The organism is Serratia sp. NFX21, from assembly GCF_048517035.1.
Taxonomy (GTDB): domain Bacteria; phylum Pseudomonadota; class Gammaproteobacteria; order Enterobacterales; family Enterobacteriaceae; genus Serratia; species Serratia quinivorans.
Genome location: NZ_CP183196.1, coordinates 3,260,091 through 3,275,898, shown reverse-complemented (window position 1 = coordinate 3,275,898; position 15,808 = coordinate 3,260,091). Strand labels below are relative to the sequence as shown.

16 protein-coding genes are annotated in these 15,808 nt (G+C 56.6%); 10 read left to right on the top strand and 6 right to left on the bottom strand.

The window, feature by feature from the left end; translation table 11 throughout:
• Positions 1 to 224: 224 nt before the first annotated feature.
• Genes sapF through sapA form a run of 5 tightly spaced genes read right to left on the bottom strand, consistent with a single transcriptional unit; the run spans position 225 to position 5,522 of the window.
• Positions 225 to 1,037: a putrescine export ABC transporter ATP-binding protein SapF gene (sapF, locus tag ACNT1W_RS15420; RefSeq protein ID WP_012145361.1), complete on the bottom strand. Its 813-nt coding sequence runs from the start codon at positions 1,035 to 1,037 to the stop codon at positions 225 to 227.
• A 1-nt stretch (position 1,038) separates the two neighbouring features.
• Complete coding sequence (gene sapD / locus ACNT1W_RS15415; protein ID WP_012145360.1) at positions 1,039 to 2,031, bottom strand: putrescine export ABC transporter ATP-binding protein SapD; 993 nt, start codon at positions 2,029 to 2,031, stop codon at positions 1,039 to 1,041.
• A complete protein-coding gene (gene sapC, locus ACNT1W_RS15410) occupies positions 2,031 to 2,921 on the bottom strand; it encodes a putrescine export ABC transporter permease SapC (protein ID WP_012145359.1) in 891 nt (296 codons plus the stop codon). Before sapC ends, sapD begins: the two co-directional genes overlap by 1 nt.
• Positions 2,908 to 3,873: a putrescine export ABC transporter permease SapB gene (gene sapB / locus ACNT1W_RS15405; RefSeq protein WP_012145358.1), complete on the bottom strand. Its 966-nt coding sequence runs from the start codon at positions 3,871 to 3,873 to the stop codon at positions 2,908 to 2,910. Before sapB ends, sapC begins: the two co-directional genes overlap by 14 nt.
• Positions 3,870 to 5,522, bottom strand: coding sequence for an ABC transporter substrate-binding protein SapA (gene sapA, locus ACNT1W_RS15400; protein WP_012145357.1), 1,653 nt, complete (start codon positions 5,520 to 5,522; stop codon positions 3,870 to 3,872). Before sapA ends, sapB begins: the two co-directional genes overlap by 4 nt.
• A gap of 205 nt (positions 5,523 to 5,727) precedes the next feature.
• Between sapA and folE2 the strand changes: the two genes are divergently transcribed.
• From folE2 to zigA, 3 genes are read left to right on the top strand one after another with little or no spacing between them, the layout of a single operon-like run.
• Complete coding sequence (gene folE2, locus ACNT1W_RS15395) at positions 5,728 to 6,657, top strand: GTP cyclohydrolase FolE2 (protein ID WP_419245816.1); 930 nt, start codon at positions 5,728 to 5,730, stop codon at positions 6,655 to 6,657.
• Positions 6,647 to 7,207 carry a carbonate dehydratase gene (locus ACNT1W_RS15390; RefSeq protein ID WP_112362425.1) on the top strand — a complete coding sequence of 187 codons (561 nt, stop codon included), beginning with the start codon at positions 6,647 to 6,649 and terminating at the stop codon, positions 7,205 to 7,207. The genes folE2 and ACNT1W_RS15390 overlap by 11 nt, the downstream gene beginning before the upstream one ends.
• A gap of 12 nt (positions 7,208 to 7,219) precedes the next feature.
• Entirely contained in the window at positions 7,220 to 8,407 is a 1,188-nt protein-coding gene (gene zigA / locus ACNT1W_RS15385) for a zinc metallochaperone GTPase ZigA (protein WP_419245815.1), read from the top strand.
• Between the two features lie 193 nt (positions 8,408 to 8,600).
• Here the strand turns inward: zigA and pspF are convergent, their stop codons facing one another.
• Positions 8,601 to 9,608, bottom strand: a complete 1,008-nt coding sequence (gene pspF, locus ACNT1W_RS15380) for a phage shock protein operon transcriptional activator (protein ID WP_261098347.1) — start codon at positions 9,606 to 9,608, stop codon at positions 8,601 to 8,603.
• A gap of 184 nt (positions 9,609 to 9,792) precedes the next feature.
• On the opposite strand from pspF, the gene pspA reads away from it, so the two are divergent.
• From pspA to tyrR, 7 genes are all read left to right on the top strand, one after another.
• Positions 9,793 to 10,458, top strand: a complete 666-nt coding sequence (pspA, locus tag ACNT1W_RS15375) for a phage shock protein PspA (RefSeq protein ID WP_135316761.1) — start codon at positions 9,793 to 9,795, stop codon at positions 10,456 to 10,458.
• A gap of 57 nt (positions 10,459 to 10,515) precedes the next feature.
• A complete protein-coding gene (pspB, locus tag ACNT1W_RS15370; protein ID WP_012145351.1) occupies positions 10,516 to 10,743 on the top strand; it encodes an envelope stress response membrane protein PspB in 228 nt (75 codons plus the stop codon).
• On the top strand, positions 10,743 to 11,102 hold the full coding sequence (pspC, locus tag ACNT1W_RS15365) for an envelope stress response membrane protein PspC (RefSeq protein ID WP_012145350.1): 360 nt from the start codon (positions 10,743 to 10,745) through the stop codon (positions 11,100 to 11,102). Before pspB ends, pspC begins: the two co-directional genes overlap by 1 nt.
• A 95-nt stretch (positions 11,103 to 11,197) precedes the next feature.
• Complete coding sequence (gene pspD, locus ACNT1W_RS15360) at positions 11,198 to 11,464, top strand: phage shock protein PspD (protein WP_017892999.1); 267 nt, start codon at positions 11,198 to 11,200, stop codon at positions 11,462 to 11,464.
• Positions 11,445 to 12,842, top strand: coding sequence for a YcjX family protein (locus ACNT1W_RS15355; RefSeq protein ID WP_012145347.1), 1,398 nt, complete (start codon positions 11,445 to 11,447; stop codon positions 12,840 to 12,842). The genes pspD and ACNT1W_RS15355 overlap by 20 nt, the downstream gene beginning before the upstream one ends.
• Positions 12,839 to 13,900, top strand: a complete 1,062-nt coding sequence (locus ACNT1W_RS15350) for a YcjF family protein (protein ID WP_012145346.1) — start codon at positions 12,839 to 12,841, stop codon at positions 13,898 to 13,900. The genes ACNT1W_RS15355 and ACNT1W_RS15350 overlap by 4 nt, the downstream gene beginning before the upstream one ends.
• Before the next feature lie 330 nt (positions 13,901 to 14,230).
• The gene (tyrR, locus tag ACNT1W_RS15345; RefSeq protein ID WP_012145345.1) at positions 14,231 to 15,802 is read left to right on the top strand and encodes a transcriptional regulator TyrR; all 1,572 of its coding nucleotides are present in this window, start codon (positions 14,231 to 14,233) and stop codon (positions 15,800 to 15,802) included.
• Positions 15,803 to 15,808: the final 6 nt, after the last annotated feature.

Here is a 15,808-nt window from a genome sequence, read left to right as displayed (position 1 = left end):
TCACCGATTCGATTGACGAGATAAAATAATGTTAAGTGCTAATCAATAACTGAATGGAATAAAATATAATGAGATATAACAAAAATGTAATTTGTATTTGAGGATATTGGCTAAGCCAGTGCCGGGTAGATCAACAAGTCTGTCCGGCATGGCTTAAGCGGACGTCACCCTCTCCAGGGGGAGAGGGCCGGGGTGAGGGGCTCATGCATCTCAGGACCGAAGGATCAGAACCTGCCGCCGTCGCGCCGCCAGGCGTCCGCGGTCAGGGCTTCACCGAAGTGGCTGGCGATCAGGCGTTTGGTCAGTTCGTGAAGAGGGGAAGCCAGTACCTCTGCGGTACTCCCGCGTTCGACGATTTCCCCTTCGTGCATCACCATCACCTGATCGCTGATATGCTTCATCATTCCCAAATGCTGGGTCACGTAGATATAGGAGATGCCGTGTTTCTCCTGCAGCTCAAGCATCAGGTTGATGATCTGCGAGCGCATCGACATATCCAGCGAGGCCAGTGCCTCATCAGCAACGATCACCTTGGGTTGCAGGATCAGCGCCCGGGCCAGCGCCACACGCTGTTTCTGGCCTGAGGCCAGCATGTGCGGGTAATAATTGGCGTGGTCCGGCAACATGCCTACCTGGCGTAGCGTCTGGTTGATGTGCTGCTCGCGCTCCGGGGCGGCCATTTCGGTATTCAGCCGCAGCGGGGCATCCAGCAGTTGGCCAATACGCTGGCGAGGATTGAGCGACGTGCTCGGGTCCTGAAATATCATGCGAATGCGCTGGCTACGATAGCGATAGTCACCATAGTCAAGCCGATGATCGTCGATCAGCAGCTCGCCGGATGAAGGCTCCACCATGCCGGACAGCATCTTGGCCAGCGTCGACTTACCGGATCCGTTTTCGCCGATGATGGCCAGCGTTTGCCGTTCGCGCAGGGTGAAACTGACCGATTTCACCGCCTCAACGTGCTGGCGGCGAAACAGCCCGGTACGGTAGCGGTAGGTTTTGCTCAGATTGCGCACTTCCAACAGCGTTTCCATGTTATTGCTCCTCCATGTTCAGCGGGAAGTGGCAGGCGAACAGGTGGTTTTTCACCGGGCGCAGGCGGGGTGTCTCAATGCACTTTTTCTGTGCGTAAGGGCAACGCGGCCCCAGGCGGCAACCGATAGGTAAATGCTCCAGCGACGGAATGGCTCCCGGCAGGGTGTTGAGCCGGCTTTTATGCGGCAAGGCGCGGCCGAAGTCAGGCATTGAGCGGATCAGCGCCTGGGTGTAAGGATGGTGCGGTGCAGCCAGCAGATCTTCGCACTGGGCGCTTTCCACCGTTTGGCCGCAGTACAGCACGTTGACCCGATCCGCCCATTTACTCATCATTTGCAAATCGTGGCTGATCAGCAAAATGGTGGTGTTGTTGTTTTGGTTCAGGCGCGCCAGCAGGCGGAAAATCTGCGCCTGAGTGGTCGGTTCCATGGCGTTGGTCGGTTCATCGGCAATCAGCAGGCGTGGCTGATTGGCCAGGGCGATGGCGATCATTACTTTCTGGCATTCGCCGTCGGTCAGCTCATAGGGGAAGCTGCCCATAATGTCCTTGTGATCCTTGATGCCCACGCGGTGCAGTAGCTCAATCGCGCGGCGCTTGCGCCAGTTAAAACGTTGCCACCAACGGCCCTTATAGGTCCAGCCAGGGATCGCCTGCGCCAACTGGCGGCCAATGCTTTCGGACGGATCCAGACAAGACTGCGGCTCCTGGAAGATCATCGAGACGTTATGCCCGACCAGTTTGCGCCGTTCACGCGGGGTCAGTTGCAGCAGGTCGATATCGTCAAAACGGAAACGGTCGGCGGTAACGCGCCAGTTGTCTTTGGTGACGCCGCAAATTGCCTTGGCAATCAGGCTCTTGCCTGAGCCTGATTCACCCACCAGGCCACGGACTTCACCTTCGCTCAGCGTCATGCTGACACGGTCTACCGCTTTGACCGGTCCTTCGGCCGTCATAAATTCAATCGTCAGGTTGCGGATATCAAGTAATGGCATTATTCCACCCCCGTATTGATTGCGCGGCGCATACCGTCGCCCAACAGGTTAACCAGCAGCACGCTGATCAGGATCGCGGCACCGGGCAGCATGACTGTCCAGGGGGCGACATACACCAGTTCCAGTGAGTCGCCGAGCATGGCTCCCCATTCCGGAGACGGGAGTTGTGCGCCGAGATCGAGGAAGCCGAGTGCGGCAATATCCAGGATCGCCATCGACAGCGCTCGGGTGAATTCAGTCACCAGCACCGCCACAATATTGGGCATCACGGCATACCACAGGATCTGCAGCGTAGAGGCACCGTCGAGACGCACCGCGACTACGTATTCTTTTTCCAGTTCGTCGTGTACTGCGCTGTAGATAGTGCGCACCATGCGTGGCAACAACGCCAGCCAAACGGCCAGCATGGCGTGTTCGAGCTTGGGCCCGAGGAACGCCACCACCACAATCGCCAGCAGCAGCGAAGGGATGGAGAGCAGGGTGTCGAGAATATGATTGAGCACCGCAGAGCGAAAACCACGAGTTACGCCGGCAAATACCCCGAGGATCACCCCGACAACGGATGCGGCCACGGTGACCAGCAGTGCGGCGCCGTAAGTGGCGGCGGTACCGGCCAGCAGACGGCTGAGAATATCGCGGCCGAGGTCGTCAGTGCCCAGGAAGAAGGAAACGTTGCCGTAACGCGACCAGGAGGGTGGCAGCAACTGATAGCCCAGGAACTGTTGATCGAGCGCATAAGGCGCCAGCAGGCTGCCGAACAGGGAAAGCAGCAGCAGCGCTATCACGCCGTAGAAACCAATCATCGCCAGCGCATCACCGTAAAAAATCCGCCAGGTGTAGAGCAGCGGACTCGGCATTTTCTTTTCGCGGTATACGTTATCTAAGGGCATACCATTCCTTATGTTTCAGTGGGTTGGTGGCAGCGCCCAAGATATCGGCCAGCACGTTAATGGTGATCACCAGCGTGCCGACCACCATCACACCGGCGGAGATCGCCGCGTAATCCTGCTGGCGGATGGCGTTAATCATCCAGCGCCCGAGGCCCGGCCAACTGAACACCACTTCGGTGATCATCGCCAGCGTCAGCATGGTGGAGAACTGCAGGCCCAGTTTGGGCACGATCGGTGGCAGTGCATTGTGCAGCACGTGGCGACGGATAATGGTGAAACGGGAAAGCCCACGGGTCGCGGCGGCCTTAATGTAGTTCTGGTTGAGCACGTCGTCGGTGCTGATACGCATCAGTCGCACCACCTCGGTGGTAGGTGCCACTGCCAGCGCGGCAATCGGCAGGATCATATGGCGTAGCGCGCTGCCAATCATTTCGCTGCGATAGGGCGAATCGGACAGCCAGGCGTCAATCAGGGCAAAGCCGGTGATCGGTTTAACCTGATACAGCAGATCGAAACGGCCGGAAACCGGCAACCAGCCGAGGTGCAGCGAGAAAAACAGCATCAGCAGCAGCGCCAGCCAGAACACCGGCATCGAGAAACCGAGCAGCGCAAAGGTACTGATGGCGGTGTCCTGCCATTTGCCGCGCATCACGCCGGCAATAATCCCCAGGGGAATGCCGATAAATAACGCCATGGTGAACGCCAGAATGCACAGCTCCATGGTCGCCGGGAACACTTCACGAAGTTGTTCGCTGATGGCCTGGCCGTTAATGCTGGAAACGCCAAAATCCCAGTGCAACAGGCTGACAAAGTAAAACTGGTAGGCATCCAGCAGGGCGGCACCGTTCAGCGGAGCGCGCGGTGTGAAATAGCTCAGGCTAAAGCTGACCAGCGTCAGGAAGAACAGCGTGATCAGCAGCAGCAGGCAACGGCGTAAGGTAAAGATAATCACTTTTTCGGCCCCTGGGCAGATTCACGGAACACGCCGGCAAATGATGCATTGCCGAACGGGCTCAGAACCAGTCCCTTAATGTCGTAACGATAGGCCTGCAGGCGCAATGAAGACGCCAGCGGCAACACCGGCAGTTGTTGTTCGAGAATTTTCTGCGCCTTCTGATAGTTTTCGATTCGCTGCGCCAACTGCTGTGACAGCAGGGCATTTTGCAGCACTTCGTCAAACCCCGGGTCACACCAGTGAGCATAGTTGGTTTGTGAGCGGATTGCCGCGCAGCTCAGCAGCGGCCGGAAGAAACTGTCCGGGTCGTTACTGTCGGTGGCCCAACCGGTCAGGGTCAGGTCGTGATTCATCTCCATCAGCCGGGCTTCCTGGAAACGACCTTCAACCGGAACTATGGTGACTTTGATCCCCACCTGGGCCAAATCGGCCTGGATCAGCTCGGCGGTCTTCAGCGGGCTGGGGTTGTAGGATTGCGATGCGGTAGGCACCCACAAGCGCAGGTTTAGCGACTCAATGCCTGCCTGTTTCAGCATTTCGCGTGATTTGGCCGGGTCAAACTCGGTGACGTGCGCATCATTGTCGTATGCCCACGAAGCGCGCGGCAATATGGATGCGGCGGTTTCCGCCGTGCCGTAGTAAATCGACTGCATCAGACGCTGGTTATTGATTGCCAGCGAAATTGCCTGACGGACCTTCAAATCGTCAAGCGGCGGTTTGCGGGTGTTGAACGCCAGATAGGCGATATTCATCCCCGGGCGCAGCGTCAGGCGCAGACGCGGATCATCACGCAGAATAGAAAGCTGGCTGGCGGCCGGATAGGCCAGCACATCACACTCGCCGGTCAGCAGCTTCGACAACCGACCGGTGCCGCCGGCACCCAGGTCGATCACCACCTGCGGCATGCGTGGTTTACCTTTCCAATACAGGTCGTTACGAGCCAGACGAATGTATTGCCCGGAGCGATATTCATTCAGCAGGAAGGGCCCGCTACCGACAGGTTCACGGTCGATCATCTCCTGACGGCCTTCACGCGTCAGGTTGTCAGCATATTCCGCCGACAGCACTGGCGCATAGTGGGTCGCGATATGCCACAGGAAGGAGGCGTCCGGCGCTTGCAGACGGATCTCGACCGTGTACTCGTCGAGCTTTTTCACGCTTTGCACCGAGTCGCCAAACTGCAGGCTGTCGAAGTACGGATATTCGCCGCCGTTGACGTCATGGTATGGGTGCTTCTGGTTAAACACGCGCTCAAAGCTGAATACCACGTCGTCGGCGTTCAGTTTACGGGTCGGCTTGAACCAGGCGGTGGTCTGGAAGGGCACATCCTTTCGCAGATGGAAACGGTAGGTCGCGCCGTTATCCAGCACCTCCCAGCTTTGCGCCAGTTCGGGGATCAACCGATAAGTATAGGGGTCAACATCCAGCAGACGATCGTACAGCTGTGCGGACAGGGTATCGACCGTCAGGCCGCTGCTGGCCATCTGCGGGTTAAAGGTGTTCAGTATGCCGCTGACACAATAGACAAAGCCGCTTTGGCGGATGTCCGGCAGCGGGGGGGCCGCGGCGGGCGCAGGAGGTGTTGAGGCCAGGGCGGTGCTCGCCAGGCAACTCAGCGACAAAATCCAAAGGGGTAAACCACGCATAGAGGCTTCATGGGTTAATAAGCAATAGCCTTAGTGTATCGCACTCTGACGAACAGCCCAATCCATTGAGCAAAATGGCTGAGTTTTCTGCTACTTGATTGAACAATTCGCCGTCAAGAGCAAAAAAAGTTTAATTGATATGTTATAACATAACAAAATAATGTTACCTTTCTCTGGCAATGTATCAATAATCGCAAGGGGATGTATGAACAAGGTTGCACTTCCACCAACCCAGCCGCTGCCGGATGCACAGGCCTGGCAGGGGGCAATGAGTAATGTCGGACTCGATTGGGTAGGGATGCAAGGGATCGCACTGCCGCTGGAGTTGGCGGGCAAGCCGCTGATGGCAAAAGTTAATGCCGGGATCAATCTGCGTGCCAGTCGCCATGGCGCGCGTGGAATACATATGTCGCGCCTGTACCTGACGCTGGATGAATTGACTCAGGGCGAACTGACGCCGCAACGTATTGCTGATTCGCTGCGGGCTTTTCTGGCATCACAGCCGGAACACAGCGACAGTGCCAGCCTGAGTATCAGTGGCGAACTGATGTTGTCGCGCCCGGCGCTGCTGTCGGCACATCGCGGCTGGAAAGCTTACCCACTGAAAATTGACGCCAGCCTAACCACCGGGTTAACCCTGTCGCTGACGGTGGGCGTGCCCTATTCCTCCACTTGTCCGAGTTCGGCAGCGCTAAGCCGCCAACTGGCACAACAGCAGTTTCAGTTTGATTTCGAACAGGCGCCGGACAAAGTCAGTCAACAGCAGGTGATTGACTGGCTGGGTGAACAGGGCATGCCTGGCACCCCGCATAGCCAGCGCAGTTGGGCCTGGGTGATGGTCACGCTCAATGAAGGCGAAGCCGAATTGCCGGTGGTCAATTTAATCGATCGCATCGAGCATGCGCTGGGCACACCGCTGCAGACGCTGGTGAAACGTCAGGACGAGCAGGCATTTGCCCTGGCGAATGGCCAGAACCTGATGTTCTGTGAGGATGCCGCGCGCCGTTTGTATCGGATGTTGCGCAGTCAGTGCCACCACCGCGCTTTTTCATTGCGTGTGGAGCATCAGGAAAGTCTGCACGCCCACAATGCGGTGGCGGAATTAAGCTGGCAGGAGGCTGGAAATGCTGCGTAAGAACCCCAGTGGTCATCTGCCACAGGTTTCGCCGAAAGCCTACATCGATCCTACCGCCATTATTTGCGGCCGGGTGATTGTCGAAGATTTTGTCTACGTTGGCCCCTATGCCGTGATCCGTGCGGACGAACTGAATGCGGTCGGGGACATGGAGCCGATCATTATCGGTTCCCATTCCAATATTCAGGACGGCGTGGTGATCCACTCTAAAAGCGGCGCAGCGGTCACCATCGGCAGCTTCAGCTCTATCGCCCATCGCGCGATTGTCCACGGCCCGTGCCGCATTGAAGATCGGGTGTTTATCGGTTTTAACAGCGTGCTGTTCAACTGCCATATCGGCTCCGGCTGCGTGGTGCGTTACAACGCGGTGGTGGACGGCGTGACGCTGCCGGAAAACCTGTATATCCCGTCAACCGAGCGCGTCGGTATCGACAGCGATCTGTCGCTTTACCCGCAGGTGGATCGCGGCGCGCTGCAATTTTCTGAAGAAGTGGCTGCCACCAACGTTGAACTGGTGCGCGGCTACCAGGCATTACGTAATGAATTTTGAGTGAGGAACCCCATGAATCCATTACCCGTAACCGTACTTTCCGGCTTTCTCGGCGCCGGTAAAACCACGGTGCTGAACCATATTCTGAATAATCGTCAGGGCATGCGTGTGGCGGTGATCGTTAACGACATGAGTGAAGTGAACATCGACGCCGCGCTGGTCGAGAACGAAGTCCAGCTCGACCGCCAACAGGAAAAGCTGGTGGAGATGAGCAATGGCTGCATCTGCTGCACGCTGCGTGAAGACCTGCTGATTTCGGTGCGCGAATTGGCGCAGGCCGGCCGCTTTGATTACCTGCTGATCGAGTCCAGCGGTATCTCCGAACCTTTACCGGTGGCAGAAACCTTCACCTTTGAAGACGAGCAGGGCGAAAGCCTGTCGCACTTCGCCCGCCTGGACACCCTGGTTACGGTGGTGGACGGAGTCAACTTCATCCAGCAGTACCAACAGGCGCAAACGCTGCAGGAAGCCGGTCAAAGCCTGGGCGAGGATGATTTGCGTAGCGTGGCCGATCTGTTGATCGAACAGATTGAGTTCTGCGACGTGATGCTGGTGAGTAAAACCGACTTGCTGACCCCGGAACAACAGGGCGAAGTGATGGCGCTGCTCGCCAGCCTGAACCCGGATGCCAAAATCATCGCTATCTCTCCCGGCAAACTGCCGCTGGAGGCGGTATTAAACACCGGCAGCTTCAGCTTTGACAAAGCGCAGCGGGCTCCCGGCTGGCTTAAGGAGCTGCGCGGTGAGCACCTGCCTGAAACGGAGAACTATGGCATCAGCAGTTTTGTTTATCGGGCGCGTCGACCTTTTGCACCGGATAAATTCTATCGGGTGATCAACGGCGACTGGGGCGGTGGCAAACTGTTGCGTTCCAAAGGGTTCTACTGGTTGGCGACGCGTCCGCGTCAGGCTGGGCAGTGGAGCCAGGCCGGCGGCATCGCCCATTATGGATTGGCCGGGACTTTCTGGCGCGCTATCGCGCAGGATAACTGGCCGCAGGACGCAGAGACCCAGGCACAGATTATGGAGAAGTGGGTGGAGCCTTTTGGCGATATGCGCCAGGAACTGGTGTTTATTGGGCAGAACCTGCCGCAGGCTGAAATAACGCGTTTGCTGGATGCCTGCCTGCTGAACGACGAGGAAATGGCTGCCGGGGTAGACTACTGGCATGAGATGGCCGATCCCTTCCCTGAGTGGTAATTGCACAATGACAGTGTGGTAATGAGAAAAATTCTCAACAAAGTGCTTTACAGGTGATACTGATAACTATTATCATCGCCTGGCAGTTCACGGAAGGCCACGGTTTGTGGCTCTGCTGTGAAAGGCACGACATTGCTCACATTGCTTCCAGTGTTTTTTAAGCCAGCTCGGGTGCTGGCTTTTTTTTTGCCTGTTATTCCTCTTCTGCCTCGCCATTTTGCAACAGCGCGTGCTTTTTCAACATGCCACGTAATTGGTGATAGGTCAGCCCCAGCAGCTCCGCCGCCTTACGCTGATTAAATCTTCCCTGTTGTAGTGCGGCTTCGATTAGCGATTTTTCCTGCGCCAACTGCCAGGCTTTCAAATCCAGCGGCAGCGTTGGCCGTTCATCATGCGTTACGCGCTCGGTGGGCAAGGGCATAGTTTCCCGTTGGGCGAAGGGGTTGATGACTATCTGATCCAACGCGCTGTCGCTGGTACCATGCCGATACATCGAACGTTCCACCACGTTTTTAAGCTCACGCACGTTGCCCGGCCAGTGATAGCCGAGCAGGGTGTCTCTGGCACGTTCGGTAAAGCCGGGGAACAGTGTCAGCGACAGCTCACGGCACATCTGAATCGCAAAGTGCTCGGCCAGCAACATGATGTCTTGCTGCCGCTGGCGCAGCGGCGGTAACTGCACTACGTCGAATGCCAGCCGATCCAGCAGGTCGGCGCGGAATTTACCCGCCGCCGCCAGTGCCGGCAGATCGTCGTTGGTGGCACACACCAACCGCACATCGACCTGCAACGGCTGGCTGCCGCCGACGCGCTCCAGATGGCCGTATTCAATCACCCGCAGCAGTTTTTCCTGCACCAGCATCGGAGCGGTGGCCAGTTCGTCGAGAAACAGCGTGCCGCCGTCGGCACGTTCAAAGCGGCCCAGATGGCGCTTTTGCGCGCCGGTAAAGGCCCCGGCCTCGTGACCGAACAGCTCGGAGTCCAGCAGGTTTTCATTCAGGGCCGCGCAGTTAAGCGAGATAAACGGCCCCTGCCAACGGTTGGACAGGTAATGCAACCGGTGGGCAATCAGTTCTTTACCGGTGCCGCGCTCACCGATCACCAACACCGGTTTGTTCAACTTTGCCAGTTGCGAGACTTGCTCCAATACTTCGACAAAGGCATTCGCTTCGCCCAACAGGTTTTCTAACTGTTCGCTCATGATGAAATTCGCCAATGTTTGGTGAAAATAATCACTCTACAGTATGCTCGCAGAGAGTCAAAAATATATAATCGTTATTATTCAATGAAATAAAAGTTGGCACGGGTTTTGATTAGGTATTAGGGAAATCTGTATGACCCAACGCGGCGCTTCAGACGCCATCAGAACCAAGAGGAAGTGAATTATGGGTATTTTTTCTCGTTTTGCCGACATCGTGAACGCCAACATCAATACGCTGCTGGATAAGGCGGAAGATCCGCAAAAGCTGGTGCGTTTGATGATCCAGGAAATGGAAGACACGCTGGTTGAAGTTCGCTCCACCTCAGCGCGTGCGCTGGCGGAGAAAAAACAGTTACTGCGTCGTATCGAGCAGGGTGAAAACCAGCTTAGCGATTGGCAGGACAAAGCCGAACTGGCACTGCGTAAAGAGAAAGAAGATCTGGCCCGTGCGGCACTGATCGAAAAACAGAAAGTGGCCGACCTGATCGCCACGCTGACGCATGAAGTGTCCACCGTAGAAGAAACGCTGGCGCGTATGAAAAGCGAAATCGGCGAGCTGGAAAACAAGCTGACCGAAACCCGCGCTCGCCAGCAGGCGTTGACCTTGCGTCACCAGGCGGCGTCGTCTTCCCGTGACGTGCGTCGTCAGCTCGACAGCGGCAAACTGGACGAGGCGATGGCTCGTTTCGAGCAGTTCGAACGCCGTATCGACCATATGGAAGCCGAGGCGGAAAGCGTCATCATCGGTAAAAAGAAGTCACTGGATCAAGAGTTTGCCGAGCTGAAAGCCGACGACGCCATCAGTGAGCAATTGGCAGCGCTGAAAGCCAAAATGAACCGCTCTGAGTAAGGCAACAGCGGCCACGGTGTGTGGCCGCCCACCAAGACGCATTAAGAAGGAAAAGAAATGAGTGCTCTATTACTTGCCATTCCGTTGACAATCTTTGTGTTGTTTGTCGCACCGATTTGGCTTTGGCTGCATTACAGCAATCGGCAACAAAACGGCATTCAACTGAGCCATCAGGAGATGCAGCGTCTGGCGCAGTTGGCTGAAGATGCCAAGCGCATGCGTGAACGCATTCAGGCGCTGGAAGAGATCCTTGATGCAGAACACCCGAACTGGAGACAGTCTTGATGAACAACACTCTGGGCAGTAAAAAGCTTTATCGCGTTCCTGAAGAAGGCATGCTGAAGGGCGTCTGCGCCGGTCTGGCCCATTATTTTGACGTGCCGGTACGCCTGATCCGAGTGATCGTGGTGTTGTCGATGTTCTTCGGGCTGTTCTTCTTCACCCTGATCGCTTATTTCGCGCTGGTATTCGTGCTGGACGAAGCACCGGCCAGCCGTTTTGAGGGCGAGCAGCAAAAAACACCGCGCCAGTTGCTCGACCAATTAGAGTACGAACTGGGCAGCGGTGAACAGCAACTGCGACAGGTTGAGCGTTATGTCACGTCGGACACATTCGGCGTACAGAGTCGCTTCCGCAAGTTATAACCCCGCCTTGCGCGCAATGGCCTGCGCACGGCGCAGGTCAGGCATCGCACCTGACATCATCCTTTTGAACCAAACCGTGCCGGAGGGCATTGCTAATGAAAAAAACCTATGCCGTAAACGCCGTTAAATCCGGTGGATTTAAACAAGGAGCAGGTGCAATGTTGAAGACATTGTCTAAAGTCATCATCATAGCGTTACTCAATTACGGCCCGGCAGGGGCGGCCGGCTGGCTGCTGCGCACCGTAGGCCGCAAACCGATTCGCTTTGTCCTGGCGCTGGTGCTGGAACCGCTGTTCCGCAAAGGGCTGAACAAGGTATTTGGGCGTTATGCCAAGGAGAACAATGAAACGACTGCAAAATGAGTTAACGTCGCTGGTCAACCGCGGGATGGATCGCCATCTGCGTCTGGCGGTGACCGGCCTGAGCCGCAGCGGCAAAACCGCCTTTATCACCGCTTTCGTCAATCAATTGCTGCATGTTCACAGCGGTGCCCGCATGCCGCTGTTCTCGCCGGTGCGCGAAGAACGCCTGCTGGGCGTGAAGCGCATTCCGCAACGCGACCTCGGTATTCAGCGTTTTACCTATGATGAAGGGCTGGCACAGCTTTATGGCACTCCGCCGAACTGGCCGACTCCGACGCGTGGCGTCAGCGAAATTCGCCTGGCGTTGCGTTATCGCTCCAACGATTCATTGCTGCGTCATTTCAAAGACACTTCAACGCTGTATCTGGAGATTGTCGATTATCCCGGCGAATGGTTGTTGGACTTGCCGATGCTGGAACAGGACTATCTGGCCTGGTCGCGGCAAATGGCCGGCTTACTGCAGGGCGATCGCGCCGAATGGGCCAGGCCCTGGCTGGAACTGTGCAAAAGCTGCGATCCGCTGGCACCCGCCGATGAAAACAAGCTGGCGGCCATCGCCCAGGCCTATACCGATTATCTGTTGCGCTGCAAAAGTGAAGGGCTGCATTTTATTCAGCCGGGTCGCTTCGTGCTGCCGGGCGATCTGGCCGGTGCGCCGGCATTGCAGTTTTTCCCGTGGCCAAACGTCGACAGCCTTGGCGAGTCAAAGCTGGCGCAGGCGGATAAACACAGCAACATCGGCATGCTGCGTGCGCGTTTCAACTATTACTGCCAGACCATCGTCAAAAACTTTTATAAAGAGCATTTTGTCCGTTTCGATCGCCAGATTGTGCTGGTGGATTGCCTGCAGCCACTCAATAGCGGCCCGCAGGCGTTCAATGACATGCGGTTGGCGCTGACCCAACTGATGCAGAGTTTCCACTATGGCAAGCGCACGCTGTTCCGCCGTTTATTCTCACCGACCATCGATAAACTGATGTTTGCCGCTACCAAGGCCGATCACATCACCGCCGATCAGCACGCCAATTTGGTGTCGTTGTTGCAGCAATTGGTGCAGGAAGCCTGGCAGAACGCGGCGTTTGAGGGCATCAGCATGGACTGCGTCGGGCTGGCCTCGGTGCAGGCGACCGAAAGCGGCATCGTTGACCATCAGGGGCAGCGCATCCCGGCACTGAAAGGCAATCGCCTGAACGACGGCGCACCGTTGACGGTGTTCCCCGGCGAAGTGCCGGCACGTTTGCCGGGGCCAGCGTTCTGGCAGAATCAGGGCTTCCATTTTGATGAGTTCCGTCCACGCGCGATGAGTGTGGACAGTCCGTTGCCACATATCCGCCTGGACGCGGTGATGGAGTTTTTACTGGGAGATAAATTGCGATGAGCGAGCCGATAAAACCGCGTATCGATTTCGAACAGCCGTTGGAGCCACCGCAGGAGCCGGTGCTGCGTGCCAACGTTGCTTTCGACGAACAGCAGGCTGAGCACTTTTTCCCGGCGGCGCCGGAGCTGCAGCAGGAAGAGGAAGAGGGGCGTGCCGAAGGCATTATCAACGCAGCCTTGAAACCCAAACGCAGCCTGTGGCGCAAAATGGTTACCGCCGGGCTGACGCTGTTCGGTGTCAGCGTGGTGGCGCAGGGCGTGCAGTGGGTGCATACCGCCTGGGTGCAGCAGGATTGGATCGCCATGGGCGGTGGCGTGGCAGGTGGGTTGATTGTCTTCGCCGGGGTAGGTTCGGTGGTGACCGAATGGCGCAGACTATATCGTCTGCGCCAGCGTGCAGAAGAACGGGATGTGGCACGTGAACTGTTGCACAGCCACGGGTTGGGCAAAGGGCGTGAATTCTGCGAAAAACTGGCGCGTCAGGCCGGTCTCGATCAGGGGCATCCGGCGTTGCAACGCTGGCAGGCTTCACTGCATGAAACTCAGAACGATCGCGAAGTGGTAGCGCTGTACGCCAAGCTGGTGCAGCCGGTGTTGGATAATCAGGCGCGGCGTGAAATCAGCCGTTCGGCGGCGGAGTCCACCTTAATGATCGCCGTCAGTCCGTTGGCGGTGGTGGATATGGCGTTTATCGCCTGGCGTAATATTCGGCTGATTAACCGTATCGCCGCGCTGTATGGCATCGAGCTGGGTTACTTCAGCCGTCTGCGCTTGTTCCGTCTGGTGCTGTTGAATATCGCCTTTGCCGGCGCGTCCGAGCTGGTACGCGAAGTGGGAATGGACTGGATGTCGCAAGACCTGGCCGCCCGATTGTCCGCCCGAGCGGCGCAGGGCATCGGTGCCGGTTTGCTGACGGCCAGGCTCGGTATCAAGGCGATGGAGCTTTGTCGTCCGTTGCCCTGGCTGGAAGGGGAAAAACCGAAGCTGGGTGATTTCCGCAGCCAACTGATTGGCCAGTTGAAAGACACCATGAAAAAGAGCGACAACAAGGCCAAATAATCTGCCCACGGCGTCTATTCAGGCGCCGTGGTTATTTTTACCGCAATGATTTTCCCCGCTAACGCCAATACGTAACCCGCGCTTGACGAAAGACGATCCCCCTGTAAATGCATTATATTTATCTGCAAATTTACTGACGGTTGTGATAACTCTCTGCTGATAAGCTAAAATGACGCCGATGGTGTTATTCACTTGCGTTTAAAATCATCAACAACAACGATAAATCAGAGTTCTGTCAACTTTTGCTGACAGATTGCTTCTACCGCTCGGGGTGAGAGAGTATCATCATCTTCAGTCATCCCCGCACCTGCAGAGATAAGGCCAATACTGATGCGTTTGGAAGTTTTTTGCGAAGACCGGATCGGTCTGACTCGAGAGTTACTCGATCTTTTGGTATTGCGCAGCATAGATTTACGTGGCATCGAAATCGATCCCATCGGCCGCATTTACCTCAATTTTTCCCAACTGGATTTTGACACCTTCCGCGCGCTGATGGTGGAAATCCGCCGCATTGCCGGCGTGACCGATGTGCGCACCGTGAATTTCATGCCGTCTGAACGCGAACACCGCGCACTGCGTGCGTTGTTGGAGTCGATGCCTGAGCCGGTGTTCTCGATTGATATGAAAGGCAAAGTTGAACTGGCCAATCCGGCAGCGCAGGCGCTGTTCGGGCTTAGCGAAGACAAAATTCGCAACCAGACGGCCACCGCATTGATTGGCGGTTATAACTTCAACCGTTGGCTCGAGAGCGAACAGACGGCGCCACAATCTGAGCGGGTGGTGATCCGCAGTCAGGACTTCCTGATGGATATCACGCCAATCTACCTGGAGGACGAAAACCAGCAGAATGCCGCCGTAGGCGCGGTAGTGATGCTGAAGTCCACGGCCCGTATGGGGCGTCAGTTACAGAATCTGTCGGTGAACGACGATACCGAGTTTGATCATATCGTTGCCGCCAGTCCGAAAATGCGCCAGGTGCTGGAGCAGGCGCGCAAGTTGGCGATGCTGGATGCGCCACTGTTGATTGTGGGCGATACCGGCACCGGCAAAGATATTCTGGCCCGGGCCTGCCATTTGCGCAGCCCGCGTGGCAAGCAGCCGTTCCTGGCGCTCAATTGCGCCGCACTGCCGGATGACGTCGCGGAAAGCGAGCTGTTCGGCCATGCGCCGGGGGCTTACCCGAATGCGCTGGAAGGCAAGAAGGGCTTCTTTGAGCAGGCGCACGGTGGCTCGGTGCTGCTGGATGAAATCGGTGAGATGTCGCCGCGCATGCAGACCAAACTGCTGCGTTTCATTAACGATGGCACTTTCCGCCGCGTGGGTGAAGAACACGAAGTCCATGTAGATGTGCGGGTAATTTGCGCGACGCAGAAAAACCTGACCGAACTGGTGCAGCGTGGTGAGTTCCGTGAGGATCTCTATTATCGACTTAACGTGTTGACCATCACCATTCCACCACTGCGTGAGCGTCCACAGGACATCATGCCGCTGACTGAACTGTTTGTGGCGCGTTTTGCCGATGAGCAGGGCGTGGCGCGGCCGAAGCTGGCGGGCGATCTGGGCAGTTTCCTCAGCAAATATGGCTGGCCGGGCAACGTGCGACAGTTAAAAAACGCCATTTACCGGGCGTTGACGCAAACCGAAGGTTTCGAACTTCGTCCGCAGGATATTGTACTGCCGGAGTTCGAGGTTGAAATGTCGCTGGGCGATGAAGTGATGGACGGCTCGCTTGATGATATCAGCAAGCGTTTCGAACGTTCGGTGCTGACCCGTTTGTACCGTACTTACCCGAGTACCAGAAAACTGGCGAAACGCCTGGGGGTTTCACATACCGCGATCGCCAATAAGTTGCGCGAATATGGGCTCAGTAGCCGTAAGCCTTCCGGGGAAAACGAAGAATAAAAAAAC

Excerpts from the sequence above, each read along its gene's own strand:
- sapF (WP_012145361.1), bottom strand. The coding sequence starts at position 1,037 with ATGGAAACGCTGTTGGAAGTGCGCAATCTGAGCAAAACCTACCGCTAC.
- sapD (WP_012145360.1), bottom strand. The coding sequence starts at position 2,031 with ATGCCATTACTTGATATCCGCAACCTGACGATTGAATTTATGACGGCC.
- sapC (WP_012145359.1), bottom strand. The coding sequence starts at position 2,921 with ATGCCCTTAGATAACGTATACCGCGAAAAGAAAATGCCGAGTCCGCTG.
- sapA (WP_012145357.1), bottom strand. The coding sequence starts at position 5,522 with ATGCGTGGTTTACCCCTTTGGATTTTGTCGCTGAGTTGCCTGGCGAGC.
- folE2 (WP_419245816.1), top strand. The coding sequence starts at position 5,728 with ATGAACAAGGTTGCACTTCCACCAACCCAGCCGCTGCCGGATGCACAG.
- ACNT1W_RS15390 (WP_112362425.1), top strand. The coding sequence starts at position 6,647 with ATGCTGCGTAAGAACCCCAGTGGTCATCTGCCACAGGTTTCGCCGAAA.
- zigA (WP_419245815.1), top strand. The coding sequence starts at position 7,220 with ATGAATCCATTACCCGTAACCGTACTTTCCGGCTTTCTCGGCGCCGGT.
- pspF (WP_261098347.1), bottom strand. The coding sequence starts at position 9,608 with ATGAGCGAACAGTTAGAAAACCTGTTGGGCGAAGCGAATGCCTTTGTC.
- pspA (WP_135316761.1), top strand. The coding sequence starts at position 9,793 with ATGGGTATTTTTTCTCGTTTTGCCGACATCGTGAACGCCAACATCAAT.
- pspB (WP_012145351.1), top strand. The coding sequence starts at position 10,516 with ATGAGTGCTCTATTACTTGCCATTCCGTTGACAATCTTTGTGTTGTTT.
- pspC (WP_012145350.1), top strand. The coding sequence starts at position 10,743 with ATGAACAACACTCTGGGCAGTAAAAAGCTTTATCGCGTTCCTGAAGAA.
- pspD (WP_017892999.1), top strand. The coding sequence starts at position 11,198 with ATGAAAAAAACCTATGCCGTAAACGCCGTTAAATCCGGTGGATTTAAA.
- ACNT1W_RS15355 (WP_012145347.1), top strand. The coding sequence starts at position 11,445 with ATGAAACGACTGCAAAATGAGTTAACGTCGCTGGTCAACCGCGGGATG.
- ACNT1W_RS15350 (WP_012145346.1), top strand. The coding sequence starts at position 12,839 with ATGAGCGAGCCGATAAAACCGCGTATCGATTTCGAACAGCCGTTGGAG.
- tyrR (WP_012145345.1), top strand. The coding sequence starts at position 14,231 with ATGCGTTTGGAAGTTTTTTGCGAAGACCGGATCGGTCTGACTCGAGAG.